We start from the raw sequence: 16,935 nt of genomic DNA, 5'->3' as shown, positions 1-16,935 counted from the left end.
AAATGTATTAGAGCATGCGCTAAGTGACACTAAGTATTTGCTTGGGGACCAGTTCACCTATCCCGATATTCTGATGACGTCTGCGCTAAGTCAGATTCTGCACACAAACCTTATAGACACATTCCCCAAGGTGGCTACGTATTTAGGGCGTTGTCATGATCGTCCTGCCTGGCTACGTTGCATCGATGAATACCATCGACGCTTGGAAGCGTAGCTGGCTTTATAAATAAAAGCACTCTTACAAGGGGGCTAGTGCTTGGGCCTCGTCAAAGTAAATGAAGCTGTCGTAGCGGTGAGTCAAGATAGTTGGCACGCAGGCTTCGTTCGGTGGGCTATAAATCACGCCGATGGCACGGCGTAAGCAAGCCACCCTGGCGTGCAGTGTTGTCAAGTAGAAACAGGCCCTGCTGAATCCCACTCTGGTGCAGTAGGCCTTCATAGCTTTCTGGGTGATGGGTACCATGACCTTTGCGGACCTCCAGGTCTCGATACTAACTAGAGTTGTGTAGCCACATGAGTACTAAGAAATATCTCGTTATAAGATCCCATGAAAGTGAGTTCCCTAGCCCCATTACTTTCCAAAAAGGTGATTTTCTTACGGTTGGTGAAGAGTATGAAGGGGCTGAAAGCTGGGGTAACTGGTTATTTTGCAGTACGTCAGGGCAAGAGCCAGGCTGGGTACCTGGTCAAGTGATTGAGCGCTTCGGTGGCCCTAGCGGGCGAGCACTTGATGACTATACGGCAAGAGAGCTCAATGTGCTGGAGGGGGAGTTACTGGTTGGCACAAGGAGTTTGAATGGTTAGGTATGGTATGAAAAATCTGCCAGCTCAGAATCAGGGTGGGTACCATTAGAGAACTTAAAAGAAGTTTCTGAGTAGCCACTGTGGCTGGCTAATGAAGCCATTAAGTTTTTCTCCTGTGGACGCTAGGTCTTTTTTCACTCGATAGCTTATGGCGGCCAGTTGTTGGTAGCCGTACAACTATTTTAGGAGACGTGGATGTCTATTGACCCTATTGCGGTATGGGCGAATATGAAGTTGAAGGTCTGGCCTGAACGGTACTGGATGCTGGATCTTGGCGATGCATCCGCTCAAGATGCTGCGAGCGCGTTTGTCGCGAGTGTTGGCCGCTATAGTTGTTTGATTCATGACCAAGCCGGTGTGTCAGCTATTGTCGAGGAGGAAGCAGTAGAGCGTTTGAAATCCGAAGCTTCGGTTAGGGATTGCTTCGGCCCATTTCGCGTCGTGTCCACAGATGGAGAGCTCCCTTTCGACGTTATTGGCTTCCTCGGTCCTGTTCTTAAAGTGCTCAATGACGAAGGCATCAAAGCAGGCCCTCAGTGTGGAGCCGTATTCGATCATCTGTTCATTTACGAACGGGATGCTGAACGTGCAAAAGCGCTGATCGAGGGTTTTATTAGCAAAGCTAGGGATAGAGTCAATGACTCGACGCAGGGCTTACTACCCAGCAGCGTCTCATGACCCTAGGTGTCGTCTTCGCCAGAAGTCAGCCGGTGACTCGGCCACCAGGGGCGGCGACTTTATCTGACGTCTGCCGTGCGCAACTCAAGGGTGCCCAGGCCCTGGCGCGGCGCCGCAGCCGCCGACCCCGCGCCCTGGAAGGTATCATCTGACAGCGCCCCCGCCGGTTTTCCGGCGGGGGCGCTCTGTTTCTAGCTGCCTGTCCATGTTCCGATGCTAGAGGCGTCGGCCACTTCAACTGCGCGGTATTGTCATCTTTCCTTTTGTGCGACGCACCAATTGTCGACATTGCCGACAAAATGTCCGACTTTGTCGAGTTGTCACCCTTCGGTTTGTCGGTGTGGTAATGTCTTCAAATATCTAAAAATAAACATTTTTTTATCCTATTTGTAGGTTTGGCCTAGCGGTTGCTTAGACTTGATGAAGATCAAGGGCGCGCAGTGCGCCAAGCCGAAACGCTACCGACCTAATGACAGGAGAAGACCATGAATACCCTTGCCGACACACCTACCACCGTGAAGAGCCAGCTGCGCCCCATCGATCGTGACGGTCTGATGGCCTTTGCCGAGAAGGGCCACAGCAACCCCGCCAGCCGCGGCACCAACAAGGTGCACACCGTGACCGAGGGGCAGTACCGCACCATCAGTCATGTCAGCGGACACCAGGTGGTGGTGGATGAGCCCCTGCACCTGTTCGGTGAGGACACCGCGCCAGCGCCCGGCGAGATCGTGCTCTCTGGCCTCGGCGGTTGCTTGGCGGTAGGAATCACCGCCGTGGCCACCTGGAAGCAGGTCAAACTGAGCCGTCTAGAGATCTTCCTGGAAGGTGATATCGGCAACCCCGCGGCCTGGGGCGCTGGCGGTGCCGAGAAGCTTCCGCCCGAGATGGGCTTCCAGGACATCCGCGTCAAGGTATTGGTCGAGGGCGACGCCAGCCGCGAGGAGCTTGATGAGATCGTCCGGCACGCCAATTTCTACTCGCCGGTGGCCAACACCATGCGTAACCCGATCGCCTTCAGCATCGGCCTGGCGGATCCCGAGTAAGTCGCGCCCCGCGGCGTCACCGGTGCCGCGGCCTTCGAACGTTTTCACGGAGTCATGACCATGATCGACGCCGCAACCGTCACCCCCTCCCGCTCTGTGCCCGTGTCGGGCATGCCATCACCGCCGCTGCCGGATTCCGGTGTCGGGCTCCTGGGCCAGGTCGAGCAGATCGCCGCCGGACCGCTGGCCGAGATGGCCGGGCGCATCGACCAGGGCCACTATCCGCTCGAGATCATGGCGTCGCTGGGGCGTGCCGGTGGCCTGGGGGCGCATCTGTCCTGCAACGGCCAGCGCTTCGACCGGGCCATCGGCGCCATGGAAGCCATCAGTCGGCGCTGTGGTACCACCGGCTTCCTGGTGTGGGCCCACGATGTCTTCGGCCTCTATCTGGAGCAGTCGGGCAATCCAGCGCTTACCGGCCGCTTTCTGGAGCGCCATGCCAGCGGCGCCAGCTTCGGTGGTACCGCGCTCTCCAATCCCATGAAGGCGCTGTCGGGCATCGAGAGCCTGGCGTTGCGGGCGCGTCAGGTACCCGGCGGCTACCGGGTCAGCGGCACCCTGCCGTGGGTTAGCCATATTGCCCACGGGCAGTACTGCGGCGCCATCGCGGGGGTCGAAGGGGCCGACGGTAGCCTCTCCCATGAGATTATGTTCGTGCTGCACTGCCGTGACGAGGTGCAACTGCGCCAGTGCCCGGTGTTCTCCGGCATGGAGGGCTCGAGCACCTGGAGCATCGTGCTCAAGGATTACTTCGTCAGCAAGGATGACCTGATCGCCGATCCGGCACGACCTTTCATCGCCCGCATCAAGGCCGCCTTCATCCTGCTGCAGGCCGGCATGGCGCTGGGCGTCAGCCAGGGCAGCATCGACTCGATCCGCGAGGTGGAGCCGGCTCTGGGGCACGTCAACCAGCACTTGGATGAACGCCCCGATACGCTACAGGCGGAGCTGGATGATCTGCGCGAACGCGCTCTGACCCTGGCCAGCACACCCTTCGAGACTGGCCGCGACTACCTGCTGGAGGTGCTGGATGCCCGGGTCCAGGGATCCGAGCTGGCGCTGCGGGCTTCGCAGTCGGCGCTGCTGCACCAAGGCGCGCGGGGCTATCTGATGAGCGCGGCGCCCCAGCGCCGCATCCGCGAGGCGCATTTCGTGGCCATCGTCACCCCCGCCATCAAGCACCTGCGCTGGGAGATGGCGCGCCTGATGCGCGAGGAGATGCCGTCATGAGCGATGAACGTGCCTGGAAGCAGTATATCTGCCGCGCCTGCGGGCTGATCTACGACGAGGAGGAGGGCGACCCGGACAGCGGCCTGGCCCCAGGGACCCGCTTTGAGGATATCCCCGACGACTGGGAGTGTCCGCTGTGTGGCGTGACCAAGGCGGACTTCGAGCCCTTCGAGAAGCGCGAGCCGGTGGAGGCAGTGGCCATCGAGAACGGTACTCGTCGCACCGGCGTGGTGGTGGTCGGTGCTGGTCTGGCCGGCTGGGCCGCAGTGGAGGCGTTACGTGATCTGGATCGCGAGCTGCCGATCACCCTGGTCACCGCCTGTGACGGAGACCGCTACCACAAGCCGGAGCTGTCGGTGGCGCTGAGTCGCGGGCTAGACGTTGCCGGGCTGGTCAAGGAGTCCGCTGTCGAGGCAGCGAGTCGCCTAGGGGTGCAGCTGCTGGTTCGGACCTTCGTCACCGGCCTCTCACCTGCCCAGCGCCGCCTGCGCACCACTCGCGGCACCCTGAGCTACACCGGCCTGGTGCTGGCGCTGGGGGCGACCCCGGCGCTGCCCGCAGCACTCGCCCCGCAGTACTGCTGGCGTGTTAACGATCTGGCCGGCTGGGACGGGCTGCAACGCCGGCTGTCCGACGGCCCCGTGCGGGTCGCGGTGGTGGGCGGCGGCATGATCGGCTGCGAGCTGGCCGAGGACCTATCCCGGGCGGGCCATGCGGTAAGCCTGCTGGATCGGCACCGCTACCCGCTGGCATCGCTGCTGCCCGAGAACGCTGGCCATCGGCTGCTGGAAAACCAGCGGTCGCTGGGCATCGCGTTTCGTGCTGAGGCGCAGGTCGCCGCCATCGAGCCGCTGGCCAGCGGCGAGCGGGCGGTAGTGCTGGAGGATGGCAAACGCCTAGTGGTGGATCAGGTAGTGGCGGCGACGGGGCTGGTCACCGAGCCGCGCCTGGCCCGTCAGGCCGGCCTCGACTTTGAGCACGGCATCCGGGTCGATCCTCACACCCTGCAGACCAGTGCCCCCGATGTCTTCGCCCTGGGCGACTGCATCACCATCGATGATGCACCATGCCGCTTCATCGAGCCGCTGGCCCGCCAGGCCGAGGCCATTGCTCATGCGCTGCTGGGGCGTGCTCACCCCGGCTATGCCCATGCCGCACCGGTGGTCAGGCTCAAGACCCGAGGCCTGCCGATCACCCTGCACGGCCGACCCGTTCCCGAAGGCGAGTGGGTCATCCTGAATGACGGCCCGCAGGCGCTGCAGATGGAGCAGCGTCTCGGTGGGGAGGTGGTAGCTACTCTGCAGATTGGTGCCGCCCGGCACGCCGCCTGATCCTGATTCTATCGGCGACACGGTTACTCCGTATTATCACGAGGACAAGTCCATGAGCGATAACAATATCTACCGTCCCTATTCGAGCGACTCACGGCTGGGTGGCTGCAGCTGCGGTCGCCACGACAGCCAGGCGCAGCACGACGCCGAGGCCCGTCAGGCCCGGGCCAGCGACCCCGACTACCTCTCCCGCGACTTCGTCGAGGCCGCTGCGGTCAAGGCGCTGTTCCCCCACGACGCCACCCGGCGCCGCTTTCTCAAGGCGGTGGGGACGGGCACCGCCATGGCGGCCATCGCCAGTGTGCTGCCCATGGAGAGCCTGCAGGCCATGGCGGAAGAGCGCCAGGGGCCACTGGAGAAGAAGGACCTTAGAGTAGGCTTCATTCCGATCAACTGCGCCACGCCGCTGATCATGTCGGGACCGCTGGGTTTCTATGCAGAGCAGGGGTTGAACGTCTCGCTGATCAAGAGCTCCGGCTGGGCCCTGGTGCGTGACCAAATGCTTAACGGCGAGCTGGACGCCTCGCACTTCCTGGCGCCGATGCCGCTGGCCATTTCGCTGGGGCTGGGCTCCTCGCAACAGCCGATGCGCGTAGCCACCATTCAGAACACCAACGGCCAGGCCATCACCCTGGCCATGAAACACAAGGAGAACCGCGATCCGCGCAACTGGAAAGGGTTTCGCTTCGCGATTCCCTTCGAATACTCAATGCATAACTTCCTGCTGCGCTACTACCTGGCCGAGCACGGAATCGACCCGGACCACGATGTGCAGCTGCGGATCACGCCGCCCGCCGAGATGGTGGCCAACCTGCGCGCCGGCAATATCGATGGCTTCCTGGGACCCGACCCCTTCAACCAGCGTGCCGTCTATGACCAGATTGGCTTCCTGCATGTGCTGACCAAGGACCTCTGGAACGGCCACCCTTGCTGCTCCTTCGGCATGTCCGAGGCGTTCATTCAGGAGAATCCCAACACCTTCGCTGCGCTCTATCGGGCGGTACTCAACGCCGCTGCCATGGCCCGGGACCCGGCCAATCTCACGACCATCTCCGAGGCGATCTCGACCCCCAACTACCTCAATCAGCCGGAAATCGTGATTCGCCAGGCACTGACCGGGCGCTATGCCGACGGCCTGGGTGGGATCATGGACGAGCCTGAGCGCTCCGGCTTTGACCCCATGCCGTGGTACGGCATGGCCACCTGGATGCTGACCCAAATGAAGCGCTGGGGCTATCTGCAGCAGCAGGTCGACTTCAAGGAACTGGCTGAGGAGGTGTTCCTGATGACTGATGCGCGTCGCCAGATGGGCGAGCTAGGCATGTCCGAGGCGGAGCAGGCGCCGCTGGACGGATATCCGAGCTTCGAGGTCATGGGGCGTACCTTCGACCCGCATCGGGCCGATGATTATCTCGAGAGCCTGCCGCTCTATCGCGGCTGAACTGAGGAACCATTACCATGGACAAGACTTTGAAACTACGTGCGGCCTTGCTCTCCTGCCTGCTGCTGCTGGCACTGGTCGCCATCTGGCACGTGGCCACCCAGACCATCGCCGCCGGCGACGAGGGGCTGGATCCCGAGTACGCGATGCTGATGGGGCTCTCCGCTGAGAGCGAGAAGAGCGGCGGGTTTCCGACCCCCGCCGAGTTCGGTGCCAGCGCCCTAGGGCATCTGGCCAGCCCCTTCTACGACAACGGCCCCAACGACAAGGGCATCGGCATCCAGTTGATGCACTCCCTGTGGCGGGTGGGCTCCGGCTTCCTGCTGGCTATGATTGTGGCGATTCCGCTGGGCTTCTTGGTCGGCATGTCGCCGCTGCTCTACCAGACCCTCAACCCCTTCATCCAGGTGCTCAAGCCAATCTCGCCGCTGGCCTGGATGCCCATCGCGCTCTACACCATCAAGGACTCTACGATCTCGGCGATCTTCGTGATCTTCATTTGCTCCATCTGGCCGATGCTGGTCAACACTGCCTTTGGCGTGGCGGCGGTACGCAAGGATTGGCTCGATGTGGCCCGCACCCTGGAGGTCAATCCGCTGCGCAAGGCCTTCCGGGTGGTGCTGCCCGCCGCGGCGCCCACCATCATCACTGGCATGCGCATCTCCATGGGCATCGCTTGGCTGGTCATCGTGGCCGCGGAAATGCTGGTGGGGGGGACCGGCATCGGCTACTTCGTATGGAACGAGTGGAACAACCTGTCGCTGAACAACGTGATCTTCGCAGTGCTGATGATCGGCCTTATCGGCATGCTACTGGACTTAATGTTTGCCCAACTGCAGAGGAAGGTGACCTATGTGGAATGAAACTCCTGGCAACGAGGCTCCCTTCGTCAAGGTCGAGGGCCTGACCAAGCAGTACCGCAGCGATCTGCCGCCGGTGTTCGAGAACGTCAGCTTCTCCATCCACAAGGGCGAGTTCATCTGCATCATCGGCCACTCCGGCTGTGGCAAGAGCACCATCCTCAACGCGCTAGCGGGGCTGGAGCAGGCCACCCGCGGTGGCATCGTAATGGCCGGAAAAGAGGTGGATGGCCCTAGTCTGGATCGCGGCGTGGTCTTCCAGAGCCATGCGCTGCTGCCCTGGCTGAGCGTGGAGGACAACATCGCCTTTGCGGTGTGCTCACGCCATCCGCGCTGGTCGCGTAATCAGGTGGCCGAACACGGGGCTCGTTTCCTGAAAATGGTCGGCCTCAAGGACGCCGAGAAGAAGAAGCCTGCCGAACTCTCCGGGGGCATGAAGCAGCGGGTCGGTATTGCCCGGGCCTTCGCCGTGGAGCCGAAGATGCTGCTGATGGACGAGCCCTTCGGCGCCCTGGACGCCCTGACCCGTGGCGTTATCCAGGACGAGCTGCTCAGGATCTGTGCCGACACCCGGCAGACGGTCTTTATGATCACCCACGATGTGGATGAGGCGATCCTACTGGCCGATAAGATTATGCTGATGAGCAATGGCCCCCGGGCGCATATAGCCGAGATCGTCATCAACACCCTGCCGCGAGACCGGCAGCGGGAGACCATGCACCACGATCCCCAGTTCTACCGGCTGCGCAATCATCTGGTGGACTTCCTGGTGCATCGCTCGAAGCAGCTTCAGGTGAATCGAGACCTCAACGCGGCCTACGGCGAGCCCGCCGTGGTACGCCCCGGCCTCGATTCCCTGAAGGTGGTGGCATCGCGTGACGAGGCCATCTCTGCCGCCCGCGTCGCGACTCGGCCGGCCTGAACCACCCCCGATAATCCCTTTTCAACATGAGCAGGAGCAGCAAACGATGATTACCGACCGCAAGCAAGTGACCGAGATGATCCTCTCCGCCAAGGTGAGCAAGGGCCTGAAGTGGTGCGATGTAGCCCGAGCCGTCGGCCTGAGCAAGGAGTGGACCACCGCCGGCTGCCTCGGCCAGATGACATTCGACAAGCAGCAGGCCGAGGTGCTTGGGGAGATCTTCGGTCTCTCCGACGAGGCGGTGGCCTGGCTACAGGTGGTGCCCTACAAGGGGTCGCTGCCCTCCGAGGTGCCCTCCGACCCGCTGATCTACCGCTGGTACGAGGTGGTCAGCGTCTATGGCACCACCATCAAAGAGCTGATCCACGAGGAGTTCGGTGACGGCATTATGAGCGCCATCGATTTCTCCATGGATATCCAACGCGAGGAAAACCCCAACGGCGATCGGGTCAACGTGGTGCTCTCTGGCAAGTTCCTGCCCTACAAGAGCTATTGATCCTACATACAGCACAGGGACTCCCTCCGGCCGTTTGTGGCCGGAGGGAGTTATCGTTTCGGGAGGTAGCCGATGGAGAGTCTCGTATCACCCCAGGAGGGGCGCTCGGAATCGCCGGGGGATGACGGGTGTTCCGCATCCTACTGGCGGACTCAGGAAATGCTGCTGCTACAGCAGGTGATGGCGCTGGCCGGACGCGAGCTGGACCCGGGGCCGGCGCTTCAGGAGATGCTGCACCTGCTCTCGGAGCTGCTGGGTCTCAACCGGGGAAGGATCGTGCTATTCGACGAAACGGGGGAGTCCGGGCAGATTCGCTATGCCTACGGGCTGACGCGCGAGGAGATAGCACGTGGACGCTACGCCCTCAACGAGGGCATCACCGGGCGAGTCCTGGCTAGCGGCCAGCTGGTGATCTCCCAGAACATCGACAACGACCCCCACTTCCTGGGGCGCATGGTGGAGCGTCGACTGCTTCCAGAAGGGCCGGTCTCGTTTATCGCCCAGCCGATTCGCGTGGCCCAGCGTACCCTTGGTGTGCTGGCCTGTCATCGCATCCGGCACCGGCCGCGGCCGCTGGCCGATGATCTGCAGATTCTCAAACTGCTGGCGGCCCATACGGGCCAGCTGCTGCAGCTGCATGCCCAGATGCGCGAGCGCACCGAGTCGCTTCAGCAGCAGAACCGGCTGCTCTCACGGGCGCTGGACGCCAGCGCCAGTCGCTACGGCATCGTGGGCAACTCGCCGCGGCTGGTACAGGCGATTGCCGAGCTCGAACAGGTCTCGGACTCCACCGCCAGCGTGCTGCTGCTGGGCGAATCGGGCACCGGCAAGGAGCTCTTTGCCCGGGCCCTGCACCTGGCCAGCCCGCGGCGAGAGGCGCCCTTCATCAAGGTCAACTGTGCGGCGATCCCCGAGACCCTGTTCGAGTCGGAGCTGTTCGGCTACGAGAAGGGGGCTTTCACCGGGGCTCAGTCTCTTCGCCAGGGTTCCTTCGAGCAGGCTGATGGCGGTACCCTGTTTCTCGACGAGATCGGCGAGCTGCCGCTCGCCATGCAGACTAAGCTGCTGCGTGCCCTGCAGGAGGGATGCATCTCGCGCCTGGGGGGCAAGTGTGAGATTCGTATCGACGTGAGGTTGGTGGCAGCCACCAACCGTAACCTCGAGGAGGAGGTCGCCCGAGGCGCCTTCCGCCAGGATCTCTATTACCGGCTCAACGTCATTCCCATCCGGCTTCCCTCCCTAGCTCAGCGCAGCGGCGATATTCCGGCGCTGGCGCTACACCACCTCAACCGGGTCAACCAGGCCAACCAGCGCAATGTGCACCTTACCGCCGGTGCCATCGAGCGGCTCCAGCAGTATCCTTGGCCGGGCAATATTCGTGAGTTAGGCAACGTGATTGAACGCATGGTGCTGCTCTGCGATCATCCGGCACTGGAAGCTGCGGATATCGAACGCTTTCTACCGGAGGCCTCCCTGTCACTGCCATCGGCCGCCGATCCCCGCGGGATCGACGCTGGCCCCGAGGAGACGCTGAGTGATGTGCGGCCCTATGTGCCGGCCACCTCCCACAGTCCCGAGGCGCTCTATCGTGCCCTGCAGCGAGCGGGAGGCAACAAGACCCGTGCCGCCCAACTGCTGGGCCTGACTCCTCGCCAGTACAGCTACCGCTGGAATAAGCTGGGGCTCTCCGGCTAGAGCGCCACCGTAGGGAGGGCGGTGGGGGGATTGCCTGCGTCACGGCTCGCTGTGGGGGCGTGACGATATTGAACGACATCCAGTCATAGGGCATCGGCGGTCGCGAACGGCAGAGGACGGTCCGGGGGCTATATATAAATGCATCGTGGGTGAGCTGACTAGGGCTAACGTCCGTTGAGCAAAAGCCAGCCTAAAGGAGAAGAAATGTAACAGTGGCGCCTGCTAGCAGCAATTGAACTGCTCGCTGCCCAGCGTCAGGTTAACGATGTGGCCTACCAGTTGGAATTCTCCTCAGACAGTGCTTTTATCCACTTCTTCCATCAGAACACTGGAATGACTCCATTGGGGAGTATATGCGGTTAACTCTGTTGCCGGGAGAATCGTCGGGGTCCCGTCGCGCTCCGCGTTAGGTAAATATTGTCATAATTGCGCTTGAGCATTCACGCGAGCGGATCCGTTGGTGATTTGAGTCACCAGGGGATTAATGGTTAGTGGCGTCGGAGAGATAAGGCCTAATTCAAACGTTGGGAAGGTGCCAGCGGCGCAAGTTCATGCCACTGCTATGGCAGCTCTTGAATTCGCCGACAGCACCATTGCTTCAACCCCGCCGTATCTGACCGCCGCGTTGGGGTGGCTGCATCACAGAGTGATAGCCCCCAAAAGCGTAACCTATTGCGGTTAGAGCCAAGGTGCCGGATATCTGTCGGCACCTGAGCATTAGCAGCAAGCCTGATCGAACCAGTTTCCAAGCTCTTTGTACTTACTAATAAGGGGTAAGGTCAAAATCTTCCAACGGGTTCATCAGAACAGGTACCTCATTCCCGCAACGAAGTTGCGTCCGCGCAGTGGCGACTGATCCTTCACGAAGGACGTGTGAACGAAGGCCAGTTCGTTGGTAAGGTTGGAGCCGCGTAAATACAGCTCCAGCTCGTTCCAGCCATTCATGTCCAGGCTATAGGCCAAGGTAGCATTGAGCATGCCATAACCATCGGTTGGGGTCTCGTAGACCGCCACCTTGTCTTGCATGAAGGTGTGGTAATACTCCAGATCGGCCGTAACCGGCCCACTGGCCCAGTCGAACCGCGCGCCGAGGCGTGCTGGTGACATGCGAGGCAGGTTGTCAGTGGCGTAGTCGGGATCGTAGTACCCGAAAACTTCGGACTTCAGTTCAGTGTCGACATAGTCGCCGAATACGGTGACACGCGCTTCGGGCGTGACGCGGTAGCTTATCTGACCATCGATGCCCGTGAAGGCTACGTCGGCGGTGGTGTAGACCTGATAGTTGTGCGGTATCCCCGTTTCATAGGCGGTATCGATATGGCTGCGGAAGATCACTGTCCCTCCGCTCACCCCTTCAATACCGAGTAGTAGGTTGGTGAAATCCAAAGACGATAAAAAAACTTCTGCAGAGGTCTTTTCTAAAAACGAAGATATTAAGTTCAAGTTAGATATTAAAATATCCGAAAGAGGGTGGGAGATCTGTGTAAAAACATTTTTACAGCCTTCGTGTGATAGTGAAGCGAATATTATGGTTTGGGTTGATGGGCGAGCTTTAACTGTAAAAGTCGATGATGCAGGTAATTGGGTGGCTACGGGTAAAATTTCTTCGGCACTAGATCGCCTCCATAATAAAGCTCTTCTTGTAATTAAAACAGGCTCGCATAGTAAGTCTATCGCACATTGGGACTATATTAGTCTTCCAGCTAGAGAGTTGGTGGAAGGCCTGGCTGATGAGAAGTGACTGGTGCTGAACTATGGTGATCTTGCCTTATTAATGAGAGCGGTCTGAAAACGAAGATGGTTGGGGGTAGACCAAGCGATTGCTCGATCTGGCCCCCGCAGGTCCGGAAATGCGCAATTAACGGCATCCGGCTCTTCAGCCATCAGTTTCGCTGAAGGATCAACATTGGTGCACAATCCTAGCCTTGGGGTGACGTCGGGTGATGGCTAGGCAATATCTGAGCCTCTTTGAACTCTCCATTGACAAAGGCCGCATCTCAAGCAAGATTTTCACCCTGTGAAAAGGAGGCGGCCATGACGAAACAGATTCGCGCCCTCGCCCGAGGCCTGGCGATCGTCAATGCCATCGACCGCGCCAGCGGGCCCATCAGCCTGGGTGAGCTTCACCACGTCACCGGTATCGACCGTGCCACCATCCTACGCATCCTCGCCACTCTGGAACAGGAGGGGTGGGTCCGACGCCCCCCCCAGACTGAGTAGCGCTACACTTTAGAGTCCGATCCTATGCTAAGGAGATTGGACATGAATAAGCGTTTCAGCAAAGAACAGATCATTGGCTTCTTGGGTGAAGCCGAAGCGTGACTGCCCATTAAAGAGCTATGCTGTCGGCACGGTTTCTCGGAAGCCAGTTATTACCTTTGGCGCAGCAAGTTTGGCTGGCGGCATGAGCGTCCCCGATGCCAAGCGACTCAAAGAACTCGAAGCCGGAAGTGGACGCTTGAAAAAGCTGCTCGCGGAGTCGCTACTGGAGATGGAGGTCACTCGCGAGGCGCTGAGAAAAAAGTGGTGAGCGCCCCGGCACGCCGAGACGTGGTGTGCTTTATGGTGTCACGTGGCCTGAGTGAGCGCCGAGCACTCCGTGTCATCCGTATGAGTGCCAGTGCATTGCGCTATCAATCGGCCCCTGACCGAAATGAGGCATTGCGTGAACGCATTATTGCCTTGGCGCATCGGCATCGTCGCTATGGCGCCGCGTCAAAACGGGTGAACAAGTCAATCATAAGCGCGTAGAGCGTCTCTACGCATCGGCTCGGTTGCAGGTAAAATACCACAAGCGCAAGAAGGTTCCTACGTCTGAGAGAAAGCCCATTGGGCGCCCTTGTGCCGCTAACCAGGTCTGGTCAATGGATTTTGTATTTGACCGTACGGCGGAAGGGCGCGTGATAAAGAACCTCACCGTTGTTGACGACGCCACCCATGAAGCCGTGGCTATCGTGCCTGAACGTGCCATTGGCGGGCTGTCGTTAACACGAATGCTGGATCATCTGGCTTTACAACGTGGTCTACCTAGCTCCATTCGTACAGATAACGCCAGGGTCGTCATCGAAGCATGGCGACGGGAATATAATGAGGAAAGACCGAAGAAAGGACTGGGCGGGTTAACGCCTTCCGCCTATGCTGAGCAACTGGCATTAAAACACGATACAGTAACTTCAGACTCTAAACTCGGATGCTACTGAGAATGGGGTGACGTCGTGGTCATAGAGCTTACTCCTGATGAGAAAAAGCCATCACAAGTAATTATGACGGCTTTTACAATGTTGAAATGCTTCGACGTTATGGTGTTACTGAGTGGGCTAGCTGAGGCTGCCAAAAAAGGTTTTGTCCGAGTCGTCCAAATCCCTTGCTAGTTGGGCGGCGGAAAGCTCGCTGCTGATTATTCGCCATTGCACTTTGTCCGTCGGCATCACGGATATAACGAGCGAGCGTTATGGCTGCTTTCTGACCGTAGCGCGCACCAGGTGAGGCGCATGTCCAAACATGCCGCAGCATAATAGCAAGGTCAGGCGCGTGCTTATCCAAATGCGCGAGTCCATAGGCGCAGGCCTCCAAGGTAAAGGCATCGTGGCTGCAAAGCTTCCAGGCGGTATTGGGTTTGCCTTTAGAATCGTAGGTGTAGGTCTTTCCAATATCGTGTAATAACCCCGCCACAAAGCATGCTTCCTGCATCAGGCGGGGCAATGCTGACTCGTTAAGACGCAGCATGGTCACGGCATTATTAGCAACGTCCAGAGAGTGCTCTAACAGACCTCCTGGGTAAGCGTGGTGATACGTCACGCTGGCGGGCGCATTCAAAAAAGCTTCAAGGCGATCCTTACGTTCCAGTACGCGTGTCAAAAACGCCCGGAGATGGGCTGATTCAAGCGACTGCACGATTGTGACTAATTGATCGAATACCTCTGGTACTGGGCAATATACTCGTGGCAACGACTGCAGCGTATCAAGCGAATTAATTTCCTCTCGGGTCGCCTTGCGAAACTCATCAAGTACGAATTGGTCTGATAAGCACTTCACACCAGAGGCGGTAACAAAGTCCAGATGGCCGATGCGCTCAGGTACCGTTGTTTTGTTCAGGTTGAGCATCGCGATTTGATCCCCTATGCAGTCGCTCAGCCGCAGCTTTAAGAAGGGCGTTTTCGCATTATCAAACTTTGCCACACGCCCAGTAAGACGGTAAGTGCCCGTGAAGGTGCGTGACAGGTGAGTAGGGATGTTATCAAGCCGTTTCATGACACTGCTCCTTCTGGGGTTTAGTGGGCGTGGTATTGCCGAGCAAACGCTCAAAGGCAGAGCCATCCATACGGGTGGCATTGGGGACGTAACGGGAATAGACCTTAAACAGCATCTCGGTTGAACTGTGACCCAGCATTCGCGCCACCCATTCTGGGTTTTCACCAGAGGCTAGAAATAGCGTTGCGGCGGTGTGGCGTGTTTGGTAAGGGCGGCGTTTGGTCAGTCCGAGCGATCTCAGCAAGGGATACCACACACGCTTCGTCACGTTATTGTGATCAAGTGGCTGCCCCATTTGATTGCAGAACACGTACTGGCTTATACGCCCAGTCGCGGCATACTGCGTTTTTAAGGCGTCGTATACCTGCCCAAACATGGGGATTTCACGCTGTGAGCCATCAGTCTTGGTGTATTCGGTTTCTCCATTGATTAACGTCTCGCGCACCAAGATTTCCCGCTTTGCAAAATCTACATTCTTCCACTTCAATCCATCGACTTCACCGGTACGCATGCCGGTAAAAAAGCGCACCGTGTAGTAGTTACGATAGTCGGGGCGCACGTTATCAATGATGCGGTGGACTTCATGGAGCGAGAAGGGCTCGATGTGCGTCTTCTGTAGCTTTAACGGTTTGATGTTTTTGTAAGGCGTCTCGAAATCGAATCGCTCGGCGGCCTCATCCAGCACCATACGTAGAATGGTCATATGACTGTTGATAGTCTTTGGTGATACTAGCCCTGTGGTGCCTCGTCCCTTGCGCTTGGCCAGCTTGGCGCGAAACCCCATGATGTCAGCCTTGGTGATATCACCAATGGGCTTTTTTCCGAATGCGGGCTTAAGTGAGCTATCTAAGATCGAGTTCACATTGCGCACATGAGAAGCACGCCACTGGATCTTGCTCTCTTCAAACCACTGATCAGCAAAGTTGTTGAAGAGTGGTGTGTCTAAAGCCTCTGTATCTTGATGCTCAGTGATAGGAGCTTGCTGGTGGCCTTTCAGTTTCTGTAAATTGCTGCTGTTAGGAAAGAACTCAGCATAATTAAATTCGCCTAGCAGCATCTTTGCTTTCATGCGCTGTAACAGCAGCTCCAGCTGTTTGCGATTTTTGGCGTTATCGTCAAGCAGGGTCTGCTCACGAAAGCGCTGTCCGTCAAACCGAAAGTCGATAAAAAGCTTTTTGCTTTCCTTGCGCGTACGCACCTTACCCATGGCAGACTCCTCCGTTAGCCATCGGTATGGCGACTTGTTGTTGGCGAGGCGTCGCTTGCAGCATTTCTTCTTGGATAGCCTCCCAGATATACAGGATTTTCCGACGCCCAAAGGGGCGGATGTAATGGGTGCCTTCAATGAGCACGCTGTCTTTGAGTTGCTGGCGGATAGTGCGCGCATCGTATTTGATACGTGAGGCTAGTTCTTCCGTTGTTAGAAAAGTACAGTCCATGAGATTATCTCCTCATGTAGTGATCATTTGATAATATTTTTAATCGCTCGATTAGAAATATATACAATCAAATGATTATTTCAAGTGCTTTTTGATAATTTTTATGATCAATAATAGAGAAGACGATGATTCGGTATCACTTAAAAGAGTTGATTGCAGAGAAGGAATTTGCCGAGCGGCGCAGAATTACGATCGGGGAGATAGCGAAAGAAACGGGCATCAACCGGATGACGTTATCGAAAATTATCAATCACCCAGGCCACAGCACGGTGACAGATAATCTAGATAGGCTTTGCTACTACTTTGATTGTGAGATCGAACAGCTAGTGACTCACATCAAGGATGTCTAGTCCAGAACCTGCACCTCAACTCGGTAGGAAAGAAGAAGATGCTGAATAAATTGTTCGGTACCTGAAGGTCGCCGCCTTTTTCACCTACCGATAGGCATTTTTAAAAATGGGCACGGTGTGGGCACAATTTGGGCACAGCGCTTTTTGGAATGACAGACAACAAAAAAGGCAGATCAGTTAATAACTGATCTGCCTTTCAAAATATTGGTAGCGGGGACCGGATTTGAACCGATGACCTTCGGGTTATGAGCCCGACGAGCTACCAGACTGCTCCACCCCGCATCAACGTGAGGCGTATTCTACGGGTTTTTTTAGATAAGTCAACCCTCGCTAGAAAACTACTCACATAAGACTGATATTCATACTGCTGCAATATACAAAGAGTAAAGCTATGC

Annotated in this window: 19 protein-coding genes, 1 tRNA gene and 1 pseudogene; 16 read left to right on the top strand and 5 right to left on the bottom strand. The window is 58.0% G+C overall.

Annotated features, from left to right (window positions below):
- The 12 genes from ACT3XD_RS06230 to ACT3XD_RS06175 form a co-directional block, all read left to right on the top strand.
- A partial coding sequence (locus ACT3XD_RS06230) for a glutathione binding-like protein (RefSeq protein ID WP_444280547.1) occupies window positions 1-214 on the top strand: 214 nt, incomplete at its 5' end.
- A gap of 299 nt (window positions 215-513) precedes the next feature.
- The gene (locus ACT3XD_RS06225) at window positions 514-804 is read left to right on the top strand and encodes an SH3 domain-containing protein (protein WP_225736223.1); all 291 of its coding nucleotides are present in this window, start codon (window positions 514-516) and stop codon (window positions 802-804) included.
- A 195-nt stretch (window positions 805-999) separates the two neighbouring features.
- Window positions 1,000-1,482 carry a hypothetical protein gene (locus ACT3XD_RS06220; RefSeq protein WP_192538747.1) on the top strand — a complete coding sequence of 161 codons (483 nt, stop codon included), beginning with the start codon at window positions 1,000-1,002 and terminating at the stop codon, window positions 1,480-1,482.
- Window positions 1,483-1,967: 485 nt separating this feature from the next.
- Window positions 1,968-2,525 carry an OsmC family protein gene (locus tag ACT3XD_RS06215; protein ID WP_133733722.1) on the top strand — a complete coding sequence of 186 codons (558 nt, stop codon included), beginning with the start codon at window positions 1,968-1,970 and terminating at the stop codon, window positions 2,523-2,525.
- Window positions 2,526-2,585: 60 nt separating this feature from the next.
- Window positions 2,586-3,755, top strand: coding sequence for an acyl-CoA dehydrogenase family protein (locus tag ACT3XD_RS06210; RefSeq protein WP_225736222.1), 1,170 nt, complete (start codon window positions 2,586-2,588; stop codon window positions 3,753-3,755).
- Window positions 3,752-5,086, top strand: coding sequence for an FAD-dependent oxidoreductase (locus ACT3XD_RS06205; protein ID WP_192538746.1), 1,335 nt, complete (start codon window positions 3,752-3,754; stop codon window positions 5,084-5,086). Before ACT3XD_RS06210 ends, ACT3XD_RS06205 begins: the two co-directional genes overlap by 4 nt.
- Before the next feature lie 52 nt (window positions 5,087-5,138).
- A complete protein-coding gene (locus ACT3XD_RS06200) occupies window positions 5,139-6,527 on the top strand; it encodes an ABC transporter substrate-binding protein (protein ID WP_133733719.1) in 1,389 nt (462 codons plus the stop codon).
- 17 nt (window positions 6,528-6,544) lie between these two features.
- Window positions 6,545-7,390, top strand: a complete 846-nt coding sequence (gene ntrB, locus ACT3XD_RS06195; protein ID WP_133733718.1) for a nitrate ABC transporter permease — start codon at window positions 6,545-6,547, stop codon at window positions 7,388-7,390.
- Window positions 7,380-8,309 (top strand): ABC transporter ATP-binding protein, encoded by a 930-nt coding sequence (locus tag ACT3XD_RS06190; RefSeq protein WP_133733717.1) that lies wholly within the window; start codon window positions 7,380-7,382, stop codon window positions 8,307-8,309. The genes ntrB and ACT3XD_RS06190 overlap by 11 nt, the downstream gene beginning before the upstream one ends.
- Before the next feature lie 46 nt (window positions 8,310-8,355).
- A complete protein-coding gene (gene cynS / locus ACT3XD_RS06185; protein WP_096652822.1) occupies window positions 8,356-8,805 on the top strand; it encodes a cyanase in 450 nt (149 codons plus the stop codon).
- 159 nt (window positions 8,806-8,964) lie between these two features.
- Window positions 8,965-10,500 (top strand): sigma-54 interaction domain-containing protein, encoded by a 1,536-nt coding sequence (locus ACT3XD_RS06180; protein ID WP_208862749.1) that lies wholly within the window; start codon window positions 8,965-8,967, stop codon window positions 10,498-10,500.
- A 219-nt stretch (window positions 10,501-10,719) separates the two neighbouring features.
- The gene (locus ACT3XD_RS06175; protein WP_082116947.1) at window positions 10,720-10,863 is read left to right on the top strand and encodes a helix-turn-helix domain-containing protein; all 144 of its coding nucleotides are present in this window, start codon (window positions 10,720-10,722) and stop codon (window positions 10,861-10,863) included.
- 438 nt (window positions 10,864-11,301) lie between these two features.
- Here ACT3XD_RS06175 and ACT3XD_RS06170 read toward each other — a convergent pair whose 3' ends face one another.
- Window positions 11,302-11,835, bottom strand: a complete 534-nt coding sequence (locus ACT3XD_RS06170; protein ID WP_192538745.1) for a hypothetical protein — start codon at window positions 11,833-11,835, stop codon at window positions 11,302-11,304.
- Window positions 11,836-11,875: 40 nt separating this feature from the next.
- Here ACT3XD_RS06170 and ACT3XD_RS06165 point away from each other — a divergent pair, with 40 nt between their 5' ends.
- The 3 genes and pseudogenes from ACT3XD_RS06165 (at window position 11,876) to ACT3XD_RS06155 (ending at window position 13,700) form a co-directional block, all read left to right on the top strand.
- The gene (locus ACT3XD_RS06165; RefSeq protein ID WP_192538744.1) at window positions 11,876-12,241 is read left to right on the top strand and encodes a hypothetical protein; all 366 of its coding nucleotides are present in this window, start codon (window positions 11,876-11,878) and stop codon (window positions 12,239-12,241) included.
- Between the two features lie 239 nt (window positions 12,242-12,480).
- Window positions 12,481-12,720 (top strand): helix-turn-helix domain-containing protein, encoded by a 240-nt coding sequence (locus ACT3XD_RS06160; RefSeq protein WP_192538743.1) that lies wholly within the window; start codon window positions 12,481-12,483, stop codon window positions 12,718-12,720.
- Window positions 12,721-12,822: 102 nt separating this feature from the next.
- Window positions 12,823-13,700 (top strand): annotated as a pseudogene (locus ACT3XD_RS06155) (transposase).
- Between the two features lie 97 nt (window positions 13,701-13,797).
- Here ACT3XD_RS06155 and ACT3XD_RS06150 read toward each other — a convergent pair.
- Genes ACT3XD_RS06150 through ACT3XD_RS06140 form a run of 3 tightly spaced genes read right to left on the bottom strand, consistent with a single transcriptional unit; the run spans window position 13,798 to window position 16,190 of the window.
- Window positions 13,798-14,751 carry a TraI domain-containing protein gene (locus tag ACT3XD_RS06150; RefSeq protein WP_192538742.1) on the bottom strand — a complete coding sequence of 318 codons (954 nt, stop codon included), beginning with the start codon at window positions 14,749-14,751 and terminating at the stop codon, window positions 13,798-13,800.
- On the bottom strand, window positions 14,738-15,958 hold the full coding sequence (locus ACT3XD_RS06145; RefSeq protein WP_192538741.1) for a site-specific integrase: 1,221 nt from the start codon (window positions 15,956-15,958) through the stop codon (window positions 14,738-14,740). The genes ACT3XD_RS06150 and ACT3XD_RS06145 overlap by 14 nt, the downstream gene beginning before the upstream one ends.
- The gene (locus tag ACT3XD_RS06140; protein WP_030074449.1) at window positions 15,951-16,190 is read right to left on the bottom strand and encodes a hypothetical protein; all 240 of its coding nucleotides are present in this window, start codon (window positions 16,188-16,190) and stop codon (window positions 15,951-15,953) included. The genes ACT3XD_RS06145 and ACT3XD_RS06140 overlap by 8 nt, the downstream gene beginning before the upstream one ends.
- 125 nt (window positions 16,191-16,315) lie before the next feature.
- On the opposite strand from ACT3XD_RS06140, the gene ACT3XD_RS06135 reads away from it, so the two are divergent.
- The gene (locus ACT3XD_RS06135) at window positions 16,316-16,540 is read left to right on the top strand and encodes a helix-turn-helix domain-containing protein (protein ID WP_192538740.1); all 225 of its coding nucleotides are present in this window, start codon (window positions 16,316-16,318) and stop codon (window positions 16,538-16,540) included.
- 205 nt (window positions 16,541-16,745) lie between these two features.
- Here the strand turns inward: ACT3XD_RS06135 and ACT3XD_RS06130 are convergent.
- Window positions 16,746-16,822: transfer RNA gene (locus ACT3XD_RS06130), tRNA-Met, on the bottom strand.
- Window positions 16,823-16,935: the final 113 nt, after the last annotated feature.

Origin of the sequence: Halomonas sp. AOP7-B1-5 (genome assembly GCF_052353045.1) — a bacterium.
Taxonomy (GTDB): Bacteria; Pseudomonadota; Gammaproteobacteria; order Pseudomonadales; family Halomonadaceae; genus Vreelandella; species Vreelandella colorata.
Note: the sequence above shows the minus strand (reverse complement) of the source record. Positions and strands in the feature narration are given on the sequence as shown.